Source organism: Vibrio sp. vnigr-6D03 (assembly GCF_002835515.1).
GTDB classification, from domain to species: Bacteria; Pseudomonadota; Gammaproteobacteria; order Enterobacterales; family Vibrionaceae; genus Vibrio; species Vibrio penaeicida.
Genome location: NZ_PIZL01000018.1, coordinates 23487 through 44781, shown reverse-complemented (window position 1 = coordinate 44781; position 21295 = coordinate 23487). Strand labels below are relative to the sequence as shown.

Below are 21295 nucleotides of genomic sequence, written 5' to 3'. Positions count from 1 at the left end.
CAACGATTAAAGCAGCGCCAGAATCGCCTCTGCTTTACTGCCTTCAAACGTTTTAGGCGGTTCTACGTTCAGTGTGGTCACTACGCCGTTTTCAACGATCATCGCATAGCGCTCAGAACGAATGCCACCAAATGATCCCGTCTCTTTTACCAATCCAAGTGCTTTGGTAAAGCTTGCATCGCCATCTGCCAACATTAGGATTTCGTTAGCGTTTTGCGCCTCTCCCCAAGCTTGCATTACAAATGCATCGTTAACCGATACACAGGCAATGAAATCTACCCCTTTTTCTTTGAACTGATCAGCAAGTACGACATAGCCAGGTAAGTGTGCTTCTGAACACGTCGGCGTAAAAGCTCCAGGTACGGCAAACAACACGGCTTTCTTCCCAGCAAACAGCTCGGTAACCTCATGGGTTGCCATGCCATCTGCTGTTAGTTCGCTCAGTGAACCTTCTGGGAGTGTTTGTCCTTGTTCAATCATTGCTTAAATCCTTCTTGTTATAGGCTGGTGTGAAACGAGTGTACGCCTATTTAAGCGGTGGAAAAACACTAAACCTATGGGGCTATTCCAAAAAAGAGACTTCAGGGTATTCCACTCCGTAGCCTAAATCCTCAAGTAAAGCGATGGTAATAATGCCGATTTTTTCACCATTGGCCGCCACCTCGGGTGTAAGAGGGGGAATAGCATTACCATGAAGGTCATAGCGGATAGGGTCTTCGATTAGATAGTGATCATAAAAATGATCGCCCGATAAAGACAAAGGCAAGCAGGGGTAGTTGTTGTCGTATAGGTGGTTATACCAACGTACGGCTTGGCTTTCTTTTAAGCAATAGGCAGGCCCTTGCATCAATGTATGCGCTTCAGTGTAGGGGACGGTGAGAATGCCAATACCAAATACGTGCGCAAGCTCATGTCGCAAAGTGGTTTGATAGTCAGTTGGATCAAATGAGTCAGCATGGGTTCGTGAATGAATCCACATTGTTGCCGTTACAGGAAACGCCGCACCATTTATATCGGCGTATTCGTCGATAATGGCTTCACCATCGGGTTGAATGCTGTCGGTTATCTTTATGTGAAGGGTAAGCGTATGGTGAGGTGAGTCCCCAACTGACTTCACGTATTGCAACCATTCTTCGGCGGCTTGAACGTATCGATCTTTATCGTAGTGCTTGGCTTGTTCAGAAAATTCTAATGCCAGAGTGATGCCCTCGTTCTTCACTTCTATTGATTCCGCCAGCGTTAAATGGCTGGTTGACGCACATAGAATGAACAGCGCGGGTAGATGCCACCGCTTGGTCTGTGTTGTTAAGTGTTGGAGGTAACCGCGTAGCAATCGAAGTAATATGACCATTGAGGTATTACACTTTGTGAAAGTCCATTTATAGCGAAGAATTATACAAATTCAGCAAAGGAGTTCTGTAAGCGTGTGTAATGGGATCAATAATCGAGACATAAAGTAAAAGTAATACAACGAATATAGTGATTTTCAAAAGGGCAGTTAACGAAAATTCACGATAATCTTTATTAATAAATCTTCTGAAACTCGTTAGTTTTTGTCTTATATTTAAGAGCGAGACTGTGTTCGCTGTACGATAAACAAATAAGTTTTTTAAAAGTGTGACTTTCAGCCATAGTGTATTCACTAATAACGTTTTTATTTTTATAAATTTGCAGACTAAATTAATAATGCACTCATCTAAATAAGGGTGATTGCTATGAGTAAAATTATACTGTACTTCGTTTTGATTTTGGGTGTTGCTGCTGTGGTATTTCTCGATGATAAAAACCCCTCACAACAAAACCAGAAAGTAAAACAAGGAACTGAAAATAATACGGGTTCTCATTCATCACACCAAAACGACACTGGGCGTCATGCAGAGAGGGAAACCGAGAGTGGCGCCGTTAAGCAATTATCAAATAACAACGCAGCCAGCTCTCCTATAGGCGCAGAGACAAATAGCCTTCATCCCGATTTGGACGAGGATGTTCATTTGGAACTTGAAGAGCCTTGGTTTGAAGTGACGGATACATTACCAATAGACAAAATTAAACCGCTTAGCGTAGGTGATGAAAATCTATCCGCCATCGAATTTCGTAATATTGGCGAGTTTTCAAGTTTATCGTCTGGAGATAGCGTACGTTTATTGCTTCCCAATGGTGAAGAAGTTTTAATTTCAATTACTCAAGATAAAAAGCAAGTAAATAATACAAAAACTTGGTCGGGAATTTTTAATTCTAACGGTTACAATTACCCGGCTGTATTTACTTTTGGTGAGAAAAATGTATTTGGTTTTATCGCTCACCCTGATGTTGAATATAAAGTTACAGGGTTAAATAATACTGCGTGGTTGTATGAAGTACCGCAAGAGTACTTCGAAGAACCTTCTCCTCAATAATATTTCAAACTATATACCCAGTACCTTTAGGTCATTTGGGTATACAAATCACCTCAATACTCGTTATATAAAAGGACGAACATGAATAAAGTAGGCATTGCGGCAGTCTTGACCGCAGGATTCTTCACACCTGTCGTATACGCTCAGGCAGAGCAAAAACAGCCAACAGAGGTTATTGAAGCGATGGTAACCGAAATTGACTTGCTTGGTGTTTACACTCCTGGGCTAAAAGCGCATTACAGTGATGATCCTATTAGCGCGATTCAACACAAAGTGAACGTTGCCAATATGATCCATCAAATGAGCAAGACGGATGTTAGCATCAACCTCGTCGGTACTATGGAAGTAAAATACGACGAAGAAGTGCAGAAAATCTCACAAGAGGTGGCGCTGAACAACATTACGCCAGATACCAAAGGCTATACAAACAAAGCGTTCAAAGGTGTCGAAGGGAAACGGGCAGAGTTGGGCGCAGATATGGTGACGCTGTTTCGTACTTTAGACATCAAAAATTCGCCTGATTACACCAAAGAAAAAATCACCAAAGGCGATAAAACGTACAACTCTATATCTAGGCAGTGTGGTCGGGCGCACTTGCTCACCAAGTACTACCACGATAATTCCCCAAAATACATTAAACGAAAGCTTTATAGCCACGTTTATACCAACGAGTGTAAAGACGACACTTTCGTTCATGAGCTAGGGCACAATATGGGGCTGTATCATGCACGCGAGCAGTACTCAGGCAAGCTGCCACATACCAATGGAAAATCTTATTCAGGTGCCTATGGCTATGGTGTAAACGGTCAGTTTGCGACGACCATGGCTTATGGACATAAATTCGGAGTAAGCAAACGTACCTACACATTCTCAAACCCGGATATCCAATGTAATGAGCAACCATGCGGATTAAAAGGCATGGCAAACGCAGTGAAAACCATTCGATACACTGCTCCGCTTATCGCAAAAGTCATGAATAAACCCCAGCCACAGGTTAAAGAAATAGATATCGCTCAATAGCAGAATTTGCATTGGCTTTAGTCATCGCTTAAAAATAAAGAGTGTGGGATCACCTGCACTCTTTATTTTTTTGGAGAGCATGGATGCTAAAAACAACGTTAGAACAGTGGCGAATGTTTCGCGCGGTGGCTGAATATGGTGGATTCAATCAAGCGGCAGAAGCGATACACAAAAGCCCTTCGAGTATTCACCATGCAATTCAAAAGCTGGAAACGTCCCTTAACCTCAAACTATTTAAGATAGTCGGTCGTAAAGCACAGTTAACCCGAGCAGGGGAGTTGGTACTTAGAAGAACCAGTAATTTGCTTGATGAAGCCGTCAAGGTCGAGGCATTAAGTGAAATGCTGAGTGAGGGAGCAGAAACACAACTTAAGATCGCTGTCGACCAAACATTCCCTCCCATTTTGATTTATCAAGCGCTCGAGAAGGTATCTCAGGTTTTTCCTCTGTTAAGAATAGAACTCAGTGAAACTACCCTTTGGGGATCAAGCGAAGTGATAGAGCAAGCTCAAGTAGACCTCGCAATTTCTGGTTTTGCTTTGCACGATCGGTTTAATGAAGAATTGTGCAGAGTCGAGTTTATGGCAGTGGCCAATCCATCTCACCCCCTTCATCAACTGGATAGAGAGCTCTCGCTTGAAGATTTAAAAGGTCACAGGCAAATTGTGGTTCACGATTCTGCGACAAAAGACAAGAAAGACGATGGTTGGCAATCGTCTGACCAACGGTGGACAGTCGACAATGTGAAAACGTCAATTCAAATGATTACGGAAGGCTTTGGCTTTGCTTGGTTGCCAGAACACGCCATTGCCTCTGAAATAGAACACGGAAAGCTGAAAGCATTACCACTCGCCTTTAACAACAAAAGAACGGCTCAAATGTATTTGATTCTTGATGACGAAGACAGGCTTGGTCTTGCAGCAAAAGCTTTTGTACAAGAACTTCGAATGCATTGCTACTAAACGAAAGCTTAGCTACCAAACGAAAGCTTAGCTCTTAGCTACCTCCTCTAACCCATTCTCCAAACCGTCAGACGTGCAAACTCTTGGAATCTCAATTCCTGAAGTGAGCACTTTGGCATTTTCTTCAAACATTCTAATTTTTAGAACGGTCAATCTCATACCTTGAAATGTTCATTTCTTGCTCATCAACCTATGCTTAAAAAGGCGTTGCGCCAATAAAAAAATAAGGCAGCCCCAGTACTTTTTGCTAGGAGGTGATGCCAATGAACACACTGGAAACAATAAGGAATACCTGATGAGCAAACCTGTAGTGGCTGATAACAAGCCCGTTAAAGTCGATCTTAAAAAAGGAGACGACTACTACTTCTGCGCGTGTGGACGCTCCAAAAGTCAGCCGTTTTGTGATGGTTCCCATGCAGGAACGGATTTCAAACCGAAAAAATTTACCGCAGAAACTGATGGAGAATCTTACCTATGCCAATGTAAACATTCGGCAAATACCCCTTTTTGCGATGGTAGCCATAAACAGTTCAGCACTGAACAAGTAGGCAAAGAAGGACCGGGCGTACAAATTCAGCAGGCAGGTAGTGCTTCGGCACCCGCCGCCACAGCGACAAAAGAAGAACCCACCGTAGAGTTTATTCATCAACTGGCTCGAGAAGGCTTGTCTAAGCTTGGCCATCATGGACCCATGACGTCAATGGGGGTGCCGCGATACCAGTTGCCTCACTGGGATGATCTTCAAGTGATGGTCGCTCAGATGGCAACAAAACCTTTGTTAGAAGACGTGGCTGTGAATACAGAATTGGTGATAGGTCCAGAAGCGAAAAAACCACTGACACTCAAAATCCCGTTGTTTGTGTCTGACATGAGTTTTGGTGCGTTATCGGAAGAAGCGAAGGTGTCACTCGCCACTGGCGCAGAGCTCGCTGGTACAGGGATTTGTTCCGGTGAAGGAGGCATGTTACCAGAAGAGCAAGCGGCAAATTCACGCTATTTTTACGAGCTAGCGAGTGCAGGCTTTGGCTACAAAGAAGAGTTACTCCATCGAGTACAGGCTTTTCACTTCAAAGGTGGGCAAGGGGCTAAAACGGGCACTGGTGGACATTTACCGGGGACGAAAAATATCGGGAAAATATCACAAGTACGGGGGATTCCGGAAGGCGAATCTGCAATTTCCCCCCCTACGTTTAAAGACTTGAGCACCGCTGCCGACTTTAAGCAATTTGCTGATCGCGTAAGGGAAGTGAGCGGCGGTATTCCCATTGGGTTCAAGCTCAGTGCAAACCACATCGAAAAAGATATTCAGTTTGCTTTGGACGCCAGCGCTGATTACATCATTTTAGACGGGCGAGGGGGCGGCACAGGCGCGGCACCAGAAATGTTCCGAGATCATATCAGCGTTCCGACTATTCCCGCCCTAGCACGTGCAAGACGTTACTTGGATGAAGTAGGTGCGAGCGGCAGGGTGACATTGATCGTAACGGGTGGGCTAAGAGTCCCTATGGATTTTGTAAAAGCGATGGCGCTTGGCGCCGATGGTGTCGCGATATCGAACAGTGCAATGCAATCTATCGGGTGTGTCGCTGCACGTATGTGTAACACCAACAATTGTCCGGCCGGTATTGCCACTCAAAAAGCCGATTTGCGTCAGCGTTTGAATGTAGCTAAAGCATCGAACCAGTTGAAGAATTTCTTTGAAGCCTCTACGGAGCTTATGCAGGTAATGGCGCGCGCTTGTGGTCATGATTCGTTTTCGAAGTTCAATAAAGAAGACTTGGCCACATGGCATAAAGAAATGGCACAGCTTTCGGGGGTTCGATACTCTGGTTTTGAGTGAATAGGGGCTTTGAGTGAATCAAGGTTTTGAACAAATAGGTTTTTTGAGTGAGCACGGGTTTTGAGTAACTCGCGAATGTATCTCTCGCCTTCTATACTCAAATCACCTCAAGATGCTAGGTTCAGCGAGAGTTGCTTGGTTTTCAGGCAAGGCACCAATTTGCAGATCTAGTGGTTCTAAATTAAGAATTGGTAACGCAGTATGAAAACCAAGCAAACTCGCCTTTGGGAGCTCATCTTCTGTCCCATTTCATCGTCAAAGAACTCGGAAAGGACTCGTCATTCCACTGCGTTCTTCTCCTTGAACTGACACAGAAGATAGAGCTCTGAATCCTGCACCTTGAGGTGGTTTGAGTATATTGTCTAGTAGGCGCGGTTTGTGTAGAAAGCGACGTAGCCTAGACTGCCGTTAGTTAACAATTTTACGAAATTCAGATAAAAGCGCGATGCTGCCGTATTCGCTAAGATGATCATCATCGAAGTAAGCTGGACGACCATCAATGTCGCCATAGCAAGATTGATCATCACAGAAGTATTGGGATGTCTGCAAAATCTGCACATTACACTGATTTTGCAGTGTATTTAACATGTGAAATACGGCTTGGTTTCTCTCATCGTATTCGCTTCTTGAAATGGATACCCTAAATTCGGTATTTCCCCAGAGTAACTCTTTTGCCATGGTTTTTGGGACATTGCGTTTTAACTCAGGGATGGGTTCCAATAGGTATACTGGATTCGATTCAGAAATCGCGCATATTGTGTCGAACATCTTACCGAGCGCCTGTGTTGAATAAGCCTCGCCGCGCTTATCAATGATCTCTTCACCTTCGAAAAACTCTTCTACCTTATCTTTTCGATGAGCCAGTTCAGGTTCATTTGGACCTTGTAGCAATGTGGCGTAACGATTAAGAATCACCACCGGTACGTTAGGGTATTGAGGCAGTTTAGCGAGCTTACCTTCGATAAAATCGCCGCAGGAATGATCAGGGATGCCATGGTTTCTAGTGTTATAGATCCCCTTGATAGTTCGGCAGCCCATCATCGTCCAATCGGCTAAGCTTTCACCATCCAACACCTTTTCGACACTTCGCACAATGCTGGCGGCATGGCTGTCACCCAATACAATGGCGCCCACTTTTCCTTCGCCATACTGGCAAAACTCATCTCGATTGTTTCGAACTAAACATTCGTCTCTTCTTGGGTTTTTGTTATTCGCTTCGTTACTGGCAACCAGTACGCTTGGATCATAGTGGAACTCAGCCCCTTTGGTAATAAAGATACCGGAGCCTAAGATGCCTACAATGGCTACAAACCAAAGTGGCTGATAGGTGAGCAATGGGCGAATGCTAAATGCAGGAATGGCTCGACGCTTTGATTCAATCAGCGCGTGGCTAACAAATCCCAATAGCACGGAAACTGGAATGCCGATCCACATCCAATAAGGTAATTCAAAATAAACCCCTGCTACCACTAACGGCCAGTGCCATAAGTAGATGGAGTAAGACCAAAGTCCGATTTTTTGCATGAATACGTTATGTGTTATCGCACTGCTATCTCGTTGCGCGGCGATAATGAGATACGCACCAAGAACAGGAAATAGTGCCAAATACCCAGGCCATAAAGAATGCTCGGACATCAGAAAATACGACGCCAGTATGAGCACCAGACCAGTATATTCGGTAATTGCCTTGTGTTTTGAACTCAAAGAGAGTGGGTACAAGAATGCAACGCCGCCAAGAAGCATTTCCCAAGCACGAGTTTGCAACATGTAGTAAGACGCATCTGGCCAGCGATAGGTCATCAGAACACTGCCTAAAAAGCCAATCACGGTAGCCGCTAATACGGCTTTCTTTAATGTTTCTAGCGATAAGGTCTTTTTGAGCGCGACTAAAATAACAGGGTAGATAATGTAAAACTGCCACTCAACGGACAGTGACCAAGTATGAAGTAGCCATTTCTCGTGAGAGGCGGCGTCGAAGTAACCCGACTCTTTCCAATACACCAAATTTGAGAAGAACCCGATGCTTCCTATTGTGTGTTTACTGAGGTCTTTATAGTCGACTGGTGTTAAGTAAAACCACCCAAAGATAAGTAGGAAAAGGCACATCACCGCTAAGGCAGGGATAATGCGGTTAGCGCGGGCGAAATAAAATCGAAGTATGGAAAAGTCGCCAGAATCTAACCCCTTAAAGATGATACTGGTCATTAAGAAACCAGAGATGACGAAAAATACATCAACCCCAGCAAACCCCCCAGGTACCCAACTCGGGTTAAAGTGGAATAACACCACTGCGATTACGGCTAAAGCCCTCAGCCCATTTATGTCTTTTCTAAATTTCATATCGCTTTTCTAATTCTCATATTGTCGTTATGTCAAATTTCCACCTTGCTTATTGAGCTCTATGTTATTAGAGAAATGAGCAGAGTTTTGATGTTGAATTAGGATTAGTCCTTATTTCAAACATTTGTGTTAGAGACGGGTTAGCTTTATGTCATCCTTTCATAATGAAAGGCTCATGATGTCTTTTAAAACATCCGTAAGTTAAATGTAGTAAAGGATGGAAGCGATATTTAACAAGCTCTAGAACGGCATAAACCATAATTGATAGCAATGTTAATAAAATTTGTTTTATATCAAATGGTTGCCGAGATATTTGCTTGCTCGTATTTTGATATAGTTTTTCAAGTGCATTCAACGTCGACTTTTTGCAGCAATGTTGACGAGAAAAAGGAATAATGCGTGCTTCAGAAATGAGAAAGGGCAATGACCATGATTGAAAGGAAACGCGGTAATTACCAGGGAAGAAACAAATCATCGGCTTACAAAGATCTTGTGTGGACGGTAGCCACGTCTTCAGATACGTCTCTCGATATTATTGGGCAAACCGAACTTACGTTGAAAACCATCCAAAATAACCTGAATGAATTGAACAGTGACAAATCCAAAATCGTATCTGCTCAGGTTTACATCGCTAACATGTCCGATAAGCCTAAAATGGACAAAGTTTGGTGCGATTGGATGGGAAGCAACCCCGACCACTGGCCGCAAAGAGCGTGCTTAGGTGTGGATCTAGAAGGGGATGTATTGATTGAAGTCACTGTGACCGCAATCCGAACCGGTGCTTTTTAATTTACTTATTTCACAATTTTCAAACATTTGTATTACATATCAGAATTTAGGAACTAGTATAAAAACTCTAAATCAAGGATGGATAGTATGGATTCAATGCTTAAAGACTTTCCTGTGGTAACTGAAATTCAAGTTGCTTGGGGAGAAATGGATGCACTTCAGCATGTGAATAATGTGGTGTATTTCCGCTATTTTGAAACCGCTCGACTCGATTACTTCAATAAAATCGGTCTTTTAGTCGATATGTCTAAAACGCACATAGGTCCCGTGTTACGAGATACACAGTGTCGGTACAAATTGCCGATCACCTATCCAGACACCCTTTTTATTGGCAGCCGAGTTATCGACATCCAAGATGATCGTATTACGATGGAATACCAGGCATTCAGTAAGAAGTGGGGAAAAGTCGCGACAATCGGCACCGCGACAGGAGTGATGTTTGATTTTAAAGACAATGTTAAAACCGATATTCCAGAGAGTGTTAGAGCTTCGATTTTGGCGTTAGAAAAGCAGGTAGGAAACGCACCGGATAAATAACCTCAGTTGTGGAATACCTGATCAAAAAAGCCAAACAAGAATAACTCTGTTTGGCTTTTTAGTCCGTGCTATTTCTGGCGGCGGAAGTTTCGATTTTTCGAGGAGCGCTCTTTGTGAGCAGAAGCCGCTTTAGCTTGTGACTTTAAAATAGAATCAACGGTTAATACCATTGGATCTTTCGGCTTAAGACCATGTGGAAACGTGCGAGCACGGGGCGGCAAGTCATATTCTTCAGCGGAAGCTCGTGGCATACGTTTGAAGCGGTAAAGGTAGAAGTTTTCGATCTTCTCTCTCGCCCAATCGGTCTTTTTTAAATATTTAACGCTGCTTGCTATCGATGGCTTGGTATTAAAGCAGTTGAATCGCATTGCAGTATCAAGAATATCCCAACCGTAAAAATCGACCAATTCTTGCAGCAAGGTTTCTAGCTTAAGCCCGTGCAATGGGTTGTTTTGTTGTAGTTCAATTCTTTCTTCATCTGTCATCATAGCAAGTTCCTAAATTCTTACGCTTACCGAAGCAGGTTGGGTCTAGTTCAGAAGGGCAGGACTCTAACAGAAATTTGCCTGTTACCCTACCGCAATACTCAATCTATAGATAAGAAGCTCTAGCACCTTGAATATATTCTAGCCGAATCCGCTTACTTTCCGGCGACACCGTCCATGACTTTTGTGAGTAGACGAAGTAATTCTTGCTGTTCCTTTTCTTCTAAGTGAGATAACGCTTTTTGATTCACTTGGTTAGCCAAAGGCTGCAAAGTCCCTTTTAGTTTTCGACCTTCCTCTGTTAGATAGATTCGGTAAGAACGGCGGCTATTTGGATCGGCTTGTCTTTCAACCCAGCCACGCTCTTCCAGTTTATCGAGGGTTCTGGTGGTCGTAGAGTTTTCGATACGAGATTTATCTGAAAGCTCTCGCTGAGTCATGCCTTCTTGTTCCCAAAGGCACATCATGGTGGGCCAAAAACTTTTTGGAAAATCGTGTTTAGCCAGTTCTTGTTCCAGTAGTTTTGCGACATGCGCTGCGACAACGTTCACTTTCCACCCAAAGCTTTTTTCTCTTTCAAATATTTCGCTCATAGTCATCTCTTATGCAAGTGCAACTATTGCAATGGTAACGGAAATTGCGATGGCTAGCACCACTAAGGCACGAATATTCGAAGCAAAATAGACGGTTACGTTAGTGTTTAGGCGTTTTTGAATGCCAGTCACCATTGCCAAAGTCAGTGGTATTCCTTTGTATTTATAAAAAACGATGGCTCCGACATGCAAAGCAATGAGAGCCGGAAGGAGCCTAGCACAGATCATATGCATGCTTTCAATAACGAAAAATACATCGTCTGTTAAGACGTTTTCGGCAAATGCTAACCCATCAAACTGCCCTGCGATTGCCATTCCAGATAAGCATTGAAATAACAACGCGAATATCATCAAGAACGCCATCCACCCGCCTGCTGGGTTGTGTCCAATTTGGTTCGACTTTCCGGTCTTAACATACCTAACGACAGTACTGGGTGATGCCAAAAATTGTTGAAAACGACTGGTTGTGCTCCCTATTAACCCCCAGCATATCCGCCACATCAACAAGGTGAAAAGTACTAGTCCTATTTGGATGTGCGGTCCATTACCTGAAAAACCTGATCCTAACAGTGCAATAAATAATACGGCTTGTAGCCAGTGGTAAATACGAGTTGGTAAATCCCAAATTTTCATAATGTCGCCCTTTAGTTGGTTGCTTTCCCAATAATGTAATTTGCAACTGTTGCAAATGCAACTGTTGTGTTGTAAATTATTTTGGTCGTAACAAAAAGGCGCACATAACGGCGTCAATCGAACTTATAGGTGTCCAAAAGATGAGAGCGTCTAACAAAAGGTTTACCAAGCTAGTGACATACGTGGCGTTGTTTATGCCAGCCTGTGTATTGGCAAAGCACGGCGATGCCATTGAATCGAGACAAGAAGCATTTTCGATTATTGAAACCAAGACCGATGAAGCCGTCGATTTGATCGGGAAGTCTGAAATAGATTGGAACGCGGCACTTAAAGCGAGTGATGTTCTGGTTGAAAACAGCGGTTTATTGTTCAATGCGTTTCCACACGGAAGCGAGAGTGGGAGTAAGGCAAAAGCATTAGTTTGGAGTAAGCCTGAAAAGTTTGATGCCCTGTTGGTTGAACTTCACAACGGGTATGTCTCTTTTCAGCAAGGGAGTAAAGAGCAGGATTTATCGTTAGCGGAACAAGGGTTAAAGCAGGCAGAAAAGACTTGTCGCTCTTGTCACCGAAGCTATCGATCGCGTTGGTAGGCACAAAATATATTTGCTGGAAGGCAAACACTCGGTCTCTTCGCAAACTCTGTACCCAGCGAAGATATCGAAAATCATTATAAATTGAGGTAAACCATGAATAAATTTTCTAAAGCTGTTTTTCTGGTAGGCGCTATGTTGTTCACAATGTCGGCCAATGCGGTCGATTTTGGTGTTGAATTGGCATGGAACACGAAAGACCAATCCAAAGTACTGAAAGCGATGCCTGAGCAAAAGGCAGCATTCGGACAATTGATTGAAAAAGGCGATGTTAAAGATATGTACATTTATGATAGCGAATTGGACGGAAAGCCCACTCGCTTGATTCGCTTCGTGATCAGTGGAGACAATGAACAGCAAGTAAGAGCAACACTTAAAGAGCTGCCTTTGTACAAACAAGATCTAGTGAAGATTGCCGCGATACAAGCATTGGGGCAAAAGTGGCTAGATAAAACGCCTATGGTGTACAACTATGGTATTACCATGACTTGGAAAGAAGGTGTTGATCCAATAGAAATAGACCGAGTACTGGGGATTGATCTGCAGCGTGTGGTTAGCTTAAATCAAGCGGGCTTTTTGACCTCTGCATATTTGAATACTCAACAGGTAAGTGACGGCGTAACAAGACCTGTTTACCATGTTGCCTTTATCGCCAAAGATGAAGCCCATGTCCGCGAATTAGCAAAACAATTTGAAGCTATTCGTATGAACTATGCCGATATTCAGGTTCAGCCTTTGGGTAACAAAGTCAATTTGGACGCACTACTTGGAAAGTGATCGTGTATTGCTCGCTTTTATAAGCGTATAGATAGGGCAGCTTCGGCTGCCTTTTTAGTGAGAGTGGAAAAGCGATTGATTAGTTGGTAGAAAAACGATTGATTAGTAGATAGAAAAAATGGGTGATCGGTTGAATTCGTAGGACGTAAGAAAAGAGGGTGAAATCAAAACACCGACTTTTGAGGTTTTATGAAAACAAAAAAAATCCGCTTAATTTTGGGCGATCAACTGAACTATCAGCATTCTTGGTTTCGCCAAGTGGATGAATCGACGCTTTATCTGATAGCGGAGCTAAAACAAGAAACGGATTACGCGCAACACCACATACAAAAGGTATGTGCTTTCTTCTCTGCAATGGAAGCTTTTTCTTGTTGGTTGTTAGATTCGGGTCATCAAGTTAAGTATATGACGTTGGATGACACACAAGCCTACAAAGACCTCTCTGAACTTTTGACCCAGTTGTGTCGACAAACTGGGGCAACATATCTTGAATACCAAAATCCAGATGAATTTCGCTTAGCTCAGCAATTAAAATCTTTAAGCGTTGAGGGAGTAGAAGTTCGAAATGCAGACACAGAACATTTCATGCTGAATGCGGAGCTCATTCCTGCCCAGTTTCCTAAAGGGAAGCATGTTTTAATGGAGCACTTTTATCGGCGCATGCGTAAGCAATATGGCATTTTGCTGGATGCGAACGATAAGCCTGTTGGAGGTAAGTGGAACTACGACGCTAATAATCGCAAGAAGCTCAAACCCGCTGATATTGAACAGCTTCCCGAGCCACTTGTGTTCGCTAACGATGTTAATGGCATCTTGCAGCGTTTGGAAAGGCACGATGTAAAAACCATCGGGCATATCGATGGCTCCCTGCTCTGGCCGGTAAATCGTTCTCAAGCACTGAACTTGTTGGCGCATTTTTGCCAGGTTTGCTTACCCCTTTTTGGCACTTTTCAAGATGCGATGACCAAGCAACATAAAGCCAAATGGAGTCTGTATCACAGCCGCCTATCTTTTGCGCTCAATGCAAAAATATTGTCGCCTATGGAAGTCGTAGATGCCGCACTCACTTGTTATGAACAACCCAATAGCTTGGTATCACTTGATCAAATCGAAGGGTTCGTGCGTCAAATAATCGGTTGGAGAGAATATATTCGTGGGGTTTATTGGGCAAACATGCCGGAATACGCACAGAAGAATCATTTGAATGCCACGCGCCCGCTTCCCCGTTACTTTTGGACGGGCGAGACCCGTATGCACTGCATGAAACAAGCGATTAATCAGTCGTTAGATTACGCTTATGCCCATCACATTCAACGTTTGATGATCACGGGGAATTTCTCGCTGGTAACGGGGTGTCATCCTGATGAAGTCGATGCTTGGTACTTGGGTATCTACGTAGATGCGATTGAATGGGTTGAAATGCCGAACACTCGTGGGATGGCACTGTTTGCTGATGGTGGCGTTGTTGCGACCAAACCTTATGCAGCCAGCGGCTCTTACATCAATAAAATGAGTGATTACTGCAAAGGGTGCCACTACGACGTTAAGCAGCGAAGCGGTGATACAGCCTGTCCGTTTAATGGGTTTTACTGGCGATTCATGAATCAACACCGAGAATTGCTTAGTAAGAACCCACGTATCGGAATGATCTACAGAAGCTGGGACAACATGGATTTAGAAGTGCAAGAGGCGATCTTAAAGACCGCGGATATGAATTTACAACGTATTGAGGAGCTCTAACTTGAATAGATTGGTGGTGGCAGGAAACGGAGGTATTGGCTTTGCAATGGTGAAACACCTGCTAAAAGAATACCCCGAAGATAGCGTTTTCGCGACGTATCGACGCAACCTGCCAGAATTATCTGATCCGAATTTACGTTGGATACAAATGGATGCTGCTAGCGACGATTCCGTAAAAAATGCCTTAGGTCAAATTCAGACACTAGATTGGGTCATCAACGCTGCTGGCTTTTTGCATTCACACGACCATTCACCAGAAAAGAATATTCAGCAAATAGACAGTGCGTATTTTATAGAAGCGATGAATTCGAATGCCCTGCCTTCGCTTTTGCTAGCCAAGTACGCCTTTCCCTTACTCAGAAAAAGTCGCCACCCTATGTTTACCGCGATTTCAGCCAAAGTCGGCAGTATCAGCGATAACCGTTTAGGTGGTTGGTATAGCTACCGAGCATCCAAAGCGGCGCTGAACATGATCATTAAAACACTGAGTATCGAGTGGGGTCGCACACTTCCCAAAGCAACTGTACTCGCTTTGCATCCGGGTACTACCGATACTCATCTCTCTGAGCCTTTTCAGCGTAATGTTCCTGAAGGTAAGTTGTTTACTCCAGAGCGAGTTGCACGCGATCTGATCGCCGTCATTGAAAGTGCCGAACCATCGCAAAGTGGGCAACTGCTGGCTTACGATGGCTCGGTTATTCCTTGGTAGAATGCTTTCCCGTTCAATTCACCTTACCTAACACTTTTAGCTCTTGAATATTATTCCACGCTTGCAAGTGTGTATTTACAGGATCATTGTTTCCGTTGCAGGTAAGGCGAATAAAGTTAACGCCAGATCTCTGAATGGAAATAGGAATGAACTCCGTTGTGTTTCCGGGGGTAACTGTGCTGTTTAACGGCTCAAAATCGATGCCATTATTACTGACTTCTACATCAATGAAGTATTGGCGAACATTCCCTTTAGCCTGTGCAATAAGCAGTTGAGTCACGTAGCTTGTGCTCGAGAGTTCAACAAGGAAATGAATGCCTGTTCCTTTTGCTGTCCATTTCGTGGTGATGTCTCCGTCGATTGCCATTTGTGGTGTGTGATTGACGCGCGTTACAGAGGCGTTTACGTTTTTTATCAATAACTCACTTTCTAGAGAGGAAGAGCGGTAATCTCCCAAGAACCCTAAATATCGACTGTCAAATGGGTTCGTATTCTGTGGGTGGAGTGATGGGAAAATCACATCAACCCCTTCTTCACTTAGTCCCATCCATCGACAGAGCGTCGCACCCATCTGTTCGGAAGATTGAGTAGGAATGAACTTATTCTCGTAAGCGTTCTCTCCATCTCGTACAAACTCAGGGAAAGTACCGTAATTCACGCCGCCATTAATGGCGTTACCCACCACAATTTGATTACTGCCCCAACCATGATCGGTGCCTTTATTGCTATTATTTTGAATCGTACGACCAAAGTCCGACATCGAAAATGTCACCACTTGGTCAGATAAATTGAGCTCATCTAGGGTCATGTGAAAGGCGCCCACCGCTTGGTCTATCGCACCCAGTAGCCCATCATGTTTGCTTCTTTGATTGCTGTGATTATCAAACCCGCCCATGTGAACAAAAAATACTTGCCGGCTGTGCCCTAACGAACTCGCAGCTTGCATCATCCGGCGAACCATTTGAAGTTGCTTCCCTAAATAGGAACTGGGGATACGCGTATCAGCTGGGTAAGTATTAAGAATGGTGTCAATTTCTACTTGGAAATCGAGAATGCCCTGCAACCGATTTACATATTCTTGTTGGAAGGGAGAATCAAACGTTGTCGCAGTTAATTTTTTAAACTGATTGTTTACTCCGTTCGAATGGCTGATTGGGTACATTGCTCTCACGCCACCGGAGGACACCTGAATATCGTTTGAACTGCTTCCGGTGAGCAGTGAATTTCCGGTAAAGGAAATAGAATCCGACACAATGGCGGCATCGTTACTTAAAATATCCATCATCATGCCTGCCCAGCCATATGGGTGGTATTCGCCGTCCCCCCAACTGGTCTGCCACGCTTTTTGCTGTTTATTGTGAGCGCCCAAATTGCTGGGTTTTTTAACATCACTCCAATTGGTTTTGTCTGTCGGCTCTATCAGGGTACCAATGTTGACCAATGTGGTGGCGGTGCCTTCGTTCATCATGGCGGCGAGGTTCGGCATCGCTGCGTTAAGTGCGACTGCTTGATTTGCCTCTGTGTTGGGAATGGGCAACGAGTCTTCTGGCAATACGTGAATATCAGGTCGGGCGGTAACGTAATCGGAATAGTGGGCACCACCATCGGGTATCAGCAAATTAAAAGAGTCATTGCCGCCATGCAAAAATAGACAGACAAGCGCTTTGTAATCGTTATGTTCACTTGCCAGCGCATTGGATGTGGGTATCGTTAGAGATAGAGGCACCATGCCAGAAAGGGCAGTTGCTGATGAACCTTTTAAAAAATCTCGGCGTGTAATAGACATAAGGTTACTCCTGTACCATGAATTCTGGGGAAATCAGCGCCATAAACAGCATTTTTGGCACGGCGTAATACTTGTTGTTGTGTCCATCGTAAATCGCAGCAACACGCTCAAGGACATTAGGCGATCCACTCCCATTGAGAAAACGTGTATTGATGGCTTCGATTAACTCATCTCGTTTCCCTGCTTCCGCCAGTTCTTCTAAGTCAACGGGGGCAATGTAGAGCTCTGTTTGCGCATTCGAGTTACTGCGGTTTTGACCAAAATCCAATAGCGAGCGGTAAAAGAGGTTCGATAAATCAATGAGTGACTGCCAGTCGATGATTGAAAGCTCAGGAGAAGTAAGGTTCCGATCCAGCAAGCCACCCGATGGGGTATCGCTGGGTTGGAAAAAATTAAACACCGACGGCGCGCCGAGAGGGTATTGCCTGAACGTGTTTTTGTAGTCCATAGGGTTATAAACAATATCGCCATTTTTGCCGGGGTAGGCATCCATTGCGCGGTACAGGTAGGTCATTGCCAATATGGGCTCTCGTACTTTGGCAAGTTCAGGGCTAGCTGGCTCCAGAGTCGCAGGGTCGGTGAGTATTGCTCGAATAACATAAGACAAATCACCATCTGATACGGTAAATGCACTCGCGACGCGGGCAACGTAATCTTGGGTGGGGTTGGAAGTGACTAAGCGCTTAATCAATAGCGTGCAGATAAATGGGGCAGTGTTTGGGTGGCGGCTGATTTGAAGTAAAAATTGTTCTAGATCTTGCAAAGCGGTTTGCCCAGCAGAGTATTGCTCACCCAGAATCCACTTCTCATTCATGTCGTGACATTCATTATTCTCAACCATGGGGCTGATCAGATTTTCTCCGTCGATCTCCCAACCCGTAAACACGCGAGAAAGTGCTTCAATGTCTTGGTCGGTATAGGTTTCAAGCCGGGTTCCTGTGCCGTCCGATACGGCAGTGCCATCATCGTTTAGGGTATATAACCCAATTGAAAATAACTGCATCACTTCCCGAGCGTAGTTCTGATCCGGTAGCTGCCCAGTCATGTTTTCGGGCTTATTGCCAGCCATGGTCAGAAATGTCCCCATAACAGGGGAAAGCGTTACGCTTCTGAGTAAATCGATGTATCGACCAAATGCCCCATCGAGCAGTAGATCATAGTAATGGGCTAGTGCTTCAGGATGCTCGGTGAGATTAGCGTCGCGATCGCTTACGACAAAGATTTCACTGAGTGCGAATGCGACCCGCTGCCTTAGCTGTGCCGGATCCCATAACGCGGAATCGAACCAAGCGCCGACGCGACACTCTTGGGTAGGCTCGTTCAAGTTGCGTTGTGTTTGTTGGTACTGAGTACGCTCTAATTGGTTAAAATGGGGGAGTTCGATTTGTAGGTTTATCCATGAATCTCTGTCGTCCAGTGTTTGAAATGTTGCGAGTTCATCCTGTTTAACGCCCATGGTAGCCATGTCCAGAAAACGCGATGCTTGCTGGTGGGTCAAGTTCTCCATATTTTTCTCCTAACTAAGCTGACATTGCTTTATTTATTGGCTCACTGTTTGATTTTGTTTTGCGAGCTCAATTAAGAGTAATTATGAAAATGATTGTGCTATCAGTATTTATTTTGAACAAAGAATGAAAAATAGTTTGATTATTGGCTCATTAAATATGAAATTGAATGTTCATTAAAAAGAAGAGTTTCGACCATTTCTTCATTTCGAGGAAATAGTCGGAAATATCTAGGCTTTGTACTATTTTTTTAGCACGAGATTATGGGGTTTAGCTTTAGGTGTTTATTGAGTATGCCTTTCTAATCGGCTCATTTTTTCCAATTGGTTAGAAGCTCAATGAATACTTCAATGAAGAATGTATGATTTACTAACAGTGATCAAAAGTACCGAACCATCGAAAAGTGAGTTGTTACTAGCTTACGATGGCTCGGTTATTCCTTGGTCGTTCCGTTAGGCGACTTCGACAGTATCGCCATTGTTCTTATGCGGTTTGCGTGTTCGTCGCAAGGTCCAAAGTTGGAATAGGTGATAGGTCAGTGCCGAAACAAAAACGATGACCAGAGTTAGCACTGCCAGCATGGTTGTTTTTAGAGATTCAGCGATGTTGGTATTGATGTGAATAACAGGTTTACCTTTGTGGTTTCCGATTTCGGTAATGTAGCCTCGCGTTTGAATCTTTGAAGACGTGTTTATGTCTTCTAAAAGTGTATTTAGCTTTGTTGAAGTTAAGTTACTGTTCACGTCTCCAGACCATTTTTTCATCATAGATCCAATTGGAGGAGAATAAAGGCGCTCTCTAGATGTAAGATAAACAAACACTTGGCTTTGACTGCTGAGTTTATCCATGTAGGCTGAAAATAACTGCCTTTTTTGAGTGAAGTGTATTTTTTTAAACGCGGTGCCTAGACTTTTTTCTGCGTCTTTTTTGCTCATTAATGCAAAACCAAAATCGGTCTCTCCATTTAGTATATCTGCCCAACATTCTTTGTTCAGGCAACGCCCGGACGAGTCTTTCTTCCAGATTGAAATAATGGCATTTTTAGCTCGGTCACAATCAATTTCTGTCAGGCAGTATTTTTCTACAAATTGAGCGAGCTCTTGGAGTTTATATTCATCGTAATAGGTGTTTGCTTTTCTATCGACGACCGTATATTTGTATTTATCTTTGCCAGCAGAAGCTAATGCCATAGATGCTAAGAACTGGTATTCACCTTCAGACATTAGAGGGTAGAGGTCTAGCTTATGGTATGTATCTAAGGGCTTTGAGTAACCTGGTGCAATGTCATTAAAGTGAAAATCGGGTTGGGTTAAACTGAAACCGAAGAATTCACATCTCGCGTGAGCGTTTTCTCCAACAATGCAGTGTCGGTATCCATTTAAACTGACGTATTGCCCCATTTCGGCTTGCTCTGCTACTTGTTGCGGTGTGGAATCAATGATCAGTACATTCTTATTATCCTTTAGGCTTAATCCTATTTTGATGTCAGACCAATTGATTGTGCTGGTTGCGATGATACTCAGCATAAGAAAACCCGTCATGAATCCCCATTGCTTCTTCTCGGCACATGAGGTTTTTTGATCATCGTACGTTCGAAACCACTCGTTTTTTAAAGAAAGCATTTCCCGAGTATCTTGAATCGTTTCAAACTCGACAATATCGCCGACATTGACTGCCATAGCCCAGCGTATGGGGGCTTGAAACTCTACCGTTTGCTCAAAATGCTCGAATCCAATCGTGGTGTGATTTGAATGTTGGCGGATGGACTCAACTTTCCCTTTTGCCTTTGTCACTGTTTGTTTACTAGCTGTGGTTTTGGACGTTGAATACAAAATCCAATATATCGCCAATAGATACAGAGAAGAAAATACAACGGTTGGAAGCACTATTTCGTTGCTAAGCCCGAAGTATAAAAGTAGGCAAAGAGGGACGAAAGAGAATAGGTATATCCAGACAGAATGTTGCGACTTTAGCGCGTTGAATTCATCTTCAGTGACCAACCTTTCCTGATCGAGTATTTCTAATTCTAAACGGTCCGCCACTAGCTCTGGGTCTATCTCATCTAAATACCCATGAACTTTTTCCAATGTGTACTCGTTCAGCATTACTGCGTATAGATGACCATTGTGTATAACGCAGGTGATTTGGCTAGAGCGGTTTTTGTTGGCAAAACCAATTGCTTGAGGATGAATGGTTACTGGAAAACCATCTACATGAATGAGGTCAGGTACTCTTTTTGTTTCCTCTATATCAAAGTAAACAGGGCTTACTTGACCGTTAAATGAATAAACTTTGCTATCCGAGGGTTCAGAGCCATACAAAAATTTGAATGCTTTATGCTCCTCATCACTTAGCTCTCTAAACGAGCCACTTTTCCGGATGGTATTAATGCTTTTTTTGTGATCTTTCCTTACAAATATCATGGCGATACTGAAAAAAAACGATATGCCAATCATTACCCAAATGAAATTATATATTACTTCTATCATTATGATTACTAAGAATAAAAATTTCATTGATATTATATTTAATGCATATCGTCTTCAATCAAGATTCTTTTTCCAAATCAACTAACTATGAGGCACTTCACGAA

19 protein-coding genes are annotated in these 21295 nt (G+C 43.5%); 10 read left to right on the top strand and 9 right to left on the bottom strand.

Going from position 1 to position 21295, the window contains the following annotated elements; all coding sequences use genetic code 11:
• Positions 1 to 6: 6 nt before the first annotated feature.
• Positions 7 to 480, bottom strand: coding sequence for a peroxiredoxin (locus tag CW749_RS14650; RefSeq protein WP_101113009.1), 474 nt, complete (start codon positions 478 to 480; stop codon positions 7 to 9).
• Positions 481 to 562: 82 nt separating this feature from the next.
• Positions 563 to 1351 (bottom strand): hypothetical protein, encoded by a 789-nt coding sequence (locus CW749_RS14645; protein WP_101113008.1) that lies wholly within the window; start codon positions 1349 to 1351, stop codon positions 563 to 565.
• A gap of 364 nt (positions 1352 to 1715) precedes the next feature.
• Between CW749_RS14645 and CW749_RS14640 the strand changes: the two genes are divergently transcribed.
• The 4 genes from CW749_RS14640 (at position 1716) to CW749_RS14625 (ending at position 6218) form a co-directional block, all read left to right on the top strand.
• Positions 1716 to 2396, top strand: coding sequence for a hypothetical protein (locus tag CW749_RS14640; protein WP_101113007.1), 681 nt, complete (start codon positions 1716 to 1718; stop codon positions 2394 to 2396).
• Between the two features lie 81 nt (positions 2397 to 2477).
• Positions 2478 to 3416, top strand: coding sequence for a zinc-dependent metalloprotease family protein (locus tag CW749_RS14635; protein WP_101113006.1), 939 nt, complete (start codon positions 2478 to 2480; stop codon positions 3414 to 3416).
• 83 nt (positions 3417 to 3499) lie between these two features.
• The gene (locus tag CW749_RS14630; RefSeq protein WP_101113005.1) at positions 3500 to 4378 is read left to right on the top strand and encodes a LysR family transcriptional regulator; all 879 of its coding nucleotides are present in this window, start codon (positions 3500 to 3502) and stop codon (positions 4376 to 4378) included.
• A gap of 295 nt (positions 4379 to 4673) precedes the next feature.
• Positions 4674 to 6218: a glutamate synthase-related protein gene (locus CW749_RS14625; protein ID WP_101113004.1), complete on the top strand. Its 1545-nt coding sequence runs from the start codon at positions 4674 to 4676 to the stop codon at positions 6216 to 6218.
• A gap of 408 nt (positions 6219 to 6626) precedes the next feature.
• On the opposite strand, the gene CW749_RS14620 is transcribed toward CW749_RS14625, so the two are convergent.
• Positions 6627 to 8558 carry an acyltransferase family protein gene (locus CW749_RS14620; protein WP_101113003.1) on the bottom strand — a complete coding sequence of 644 codons (1932 nt, stop codon included), beginning with the start codon at positions 8556 to 8558 and terminating at the stop codon, positions 6627 to 6629.
• A 429-nt stretch (positions 8559 to 8987) separates the two neighbouring features.
• Here CW749_RS14620 and CW749_RS14615 point away from each other — a divergent pair, with 429 nt between their 5' ends.
• A complete protein-coding gene (locus CW749_RS14615) occupies positions 8988 to 9347 on the top strand; it encodes a RidA family protein (protein WP_101113120.1) in 360 nt (119 codons plus the stop codon).
• Between the two features lie 87 nt (positions 9348 to 9434).
• Positions 9435 to 9884 carry a thioesterase family protein gene (locus tag CW749_RS14610; protein WP_101113002.1) on the top strand — a complete coding sequence of 150 codons (450 nt, stop codon included), beginning with the start codon at positions 9435 to 9437 and terminating at the stop codon, positions 9882 to 9884.
• Positions 9885 to 9952: 68 nt separating this feature from the next.
• Here CW749_RS14610 and CW749_RS14605 read toward each other — a convergent pair whose 3' ends face one another.
• From CW749_RS14605 to CW749_RS14595, 3 genes are all read right to left on the bottom strand, one after another.
• The gene (locus CW749_RS14605; RefSeq protein WP_101113001.1) at positions 9953 to 10372 is read right to left on the bottom strand and encodes a VF530 family DNA-binding protein; all 420 of its coding nucleotides are present in this window, start codon (positions 10370 to 10372) and stop codon (positions 9953 to 9955) included.
• A 152-nt stretch (positions 10373 to 10524) separates the two neighbouring features.
• Positions 10525 to 10962 carry a MarR family transcriptional regulator gene (locus tag CW749_RS14600; protein WP_101113000.1) on the bottom strand — a complete coding sequence of 146 codons (438 nt, stop codon included), beginning with the start codon at positions 10960 to 10962 and terminating at the stop codon, positions 10525 to 10527.
• Between the two features lie 9 nt (positions 10963 to 10971).
• The gene (locus tag CW749_RS14595; protein WP_101112999.1) at positions 10972 to 11595 is read right to left on the bottom strand and encodes a cytochrome b/b6 domain-containing protein; all 624 of its coding nucleotides are present in this window, start codon (positions 11593 to 11595) and stop codon (positions 10972 to 10974) included.
• 140 nt (positions 11596 to 11735) lie between these two features.
• Here CW749_RS14595 and CW749_RS14590 point away from each other — a divergent pair, with 140 nt between their 5' ends.
• From CW749_RS14590 to CW749_RS14575, 4 genes are all read left to right on the top strand, one after another.
• Positions 11736 to 12185, top strand: coding sequence for a cytochrome c (locus CW749_RS14590; RefSeq protein WP_101112998.1), 450 nt, complete (start codon positions 11736 to 11738; stop codon positions 12183 to 12185).
• Between the two features lie 96 nt (positions 12186 to 12281).
• Positions 12282 to 12962: a hypothetical protein gene (locus CW749_RS14585; protein ID WP_180958413.1), complete on the top strand. Its 681-nt coding sequence runs from the start codon at positions 12282 to 12284 to the stop codon at positions 12960 to 12962.
• A 189-nt stretch (positions 12963 to 13151) separates the two neighbouring features.
• Positions 13152 to 14702 carry a cryptochrome/photolyase family protein gene (locus CW749_RS14580; RefSeq protein ID WP_101112997.1) on the top strand — a complete coding sequence of 517 codons (1551 nt, stop codon included), beginning with the start codon at positions 13152 to 13154 and terminating at the stop codon, positions 14700 to 14702.
• A 1-nt stretch (position 14703) separates the two neighbouring features.
• Complete coding sequence (locus CW749_RS14575) at positions 14704 to 15411, top strand: SDR family oxidoreductase (protein WP_101112996.1); 708 nt, start codon at positions 14704 to 14706, stop codon at positions 15409 to 15411.
• A 13-nt stretch (positions 15412 to 15424) separates the two neighbouring features.
• Here the strand turns inward: CW749_RS14575 and CW749_RS14570 are convergent, their stop codons facing one another.
• From CW749_RS14570 to CW749_RS14560, 3 genes are all read right to left on the bottom strand, one after another.
• A complete protein-coding gene (locus CW749_RS14570; protein WP_101112995.1) occupies positions 15425 to 17197 on the bottom strand; it encodes a DUF1501 domain-containing protein in 1773 nt (590 codons plus the stop codon).
• A 4-nt stretch (positions 17198 to 17201) separates the two neighbouring features.
• Positions 17202 to 18704: a DUF1800 family protein gene (locus CW749_RS14565; RefSeq protein ID WP_101112994.1), complete on the bottom strand. Its 1503-nt coding sequence runs from the start codon at positions 18702 to 18704 to the stop codon at positions 17202 to 17204.
• Positions 18705 to 19154: 450 nt separating this feature from the next.
• Positions 19155 to 21125 carry a hypothetical protein gene (locus CW749_RS14560; protein WP_237322451.1) on the bottom strand — a complete coding sequence of 657 codons (1971 nt, stop codon included), beginning with the start codon at positions 21123 to 21125 and terminating at the stop codon, positions 19155 to 19157.
• Positions 21126 to 21295 lie beyond the last annotated feature (170 nt).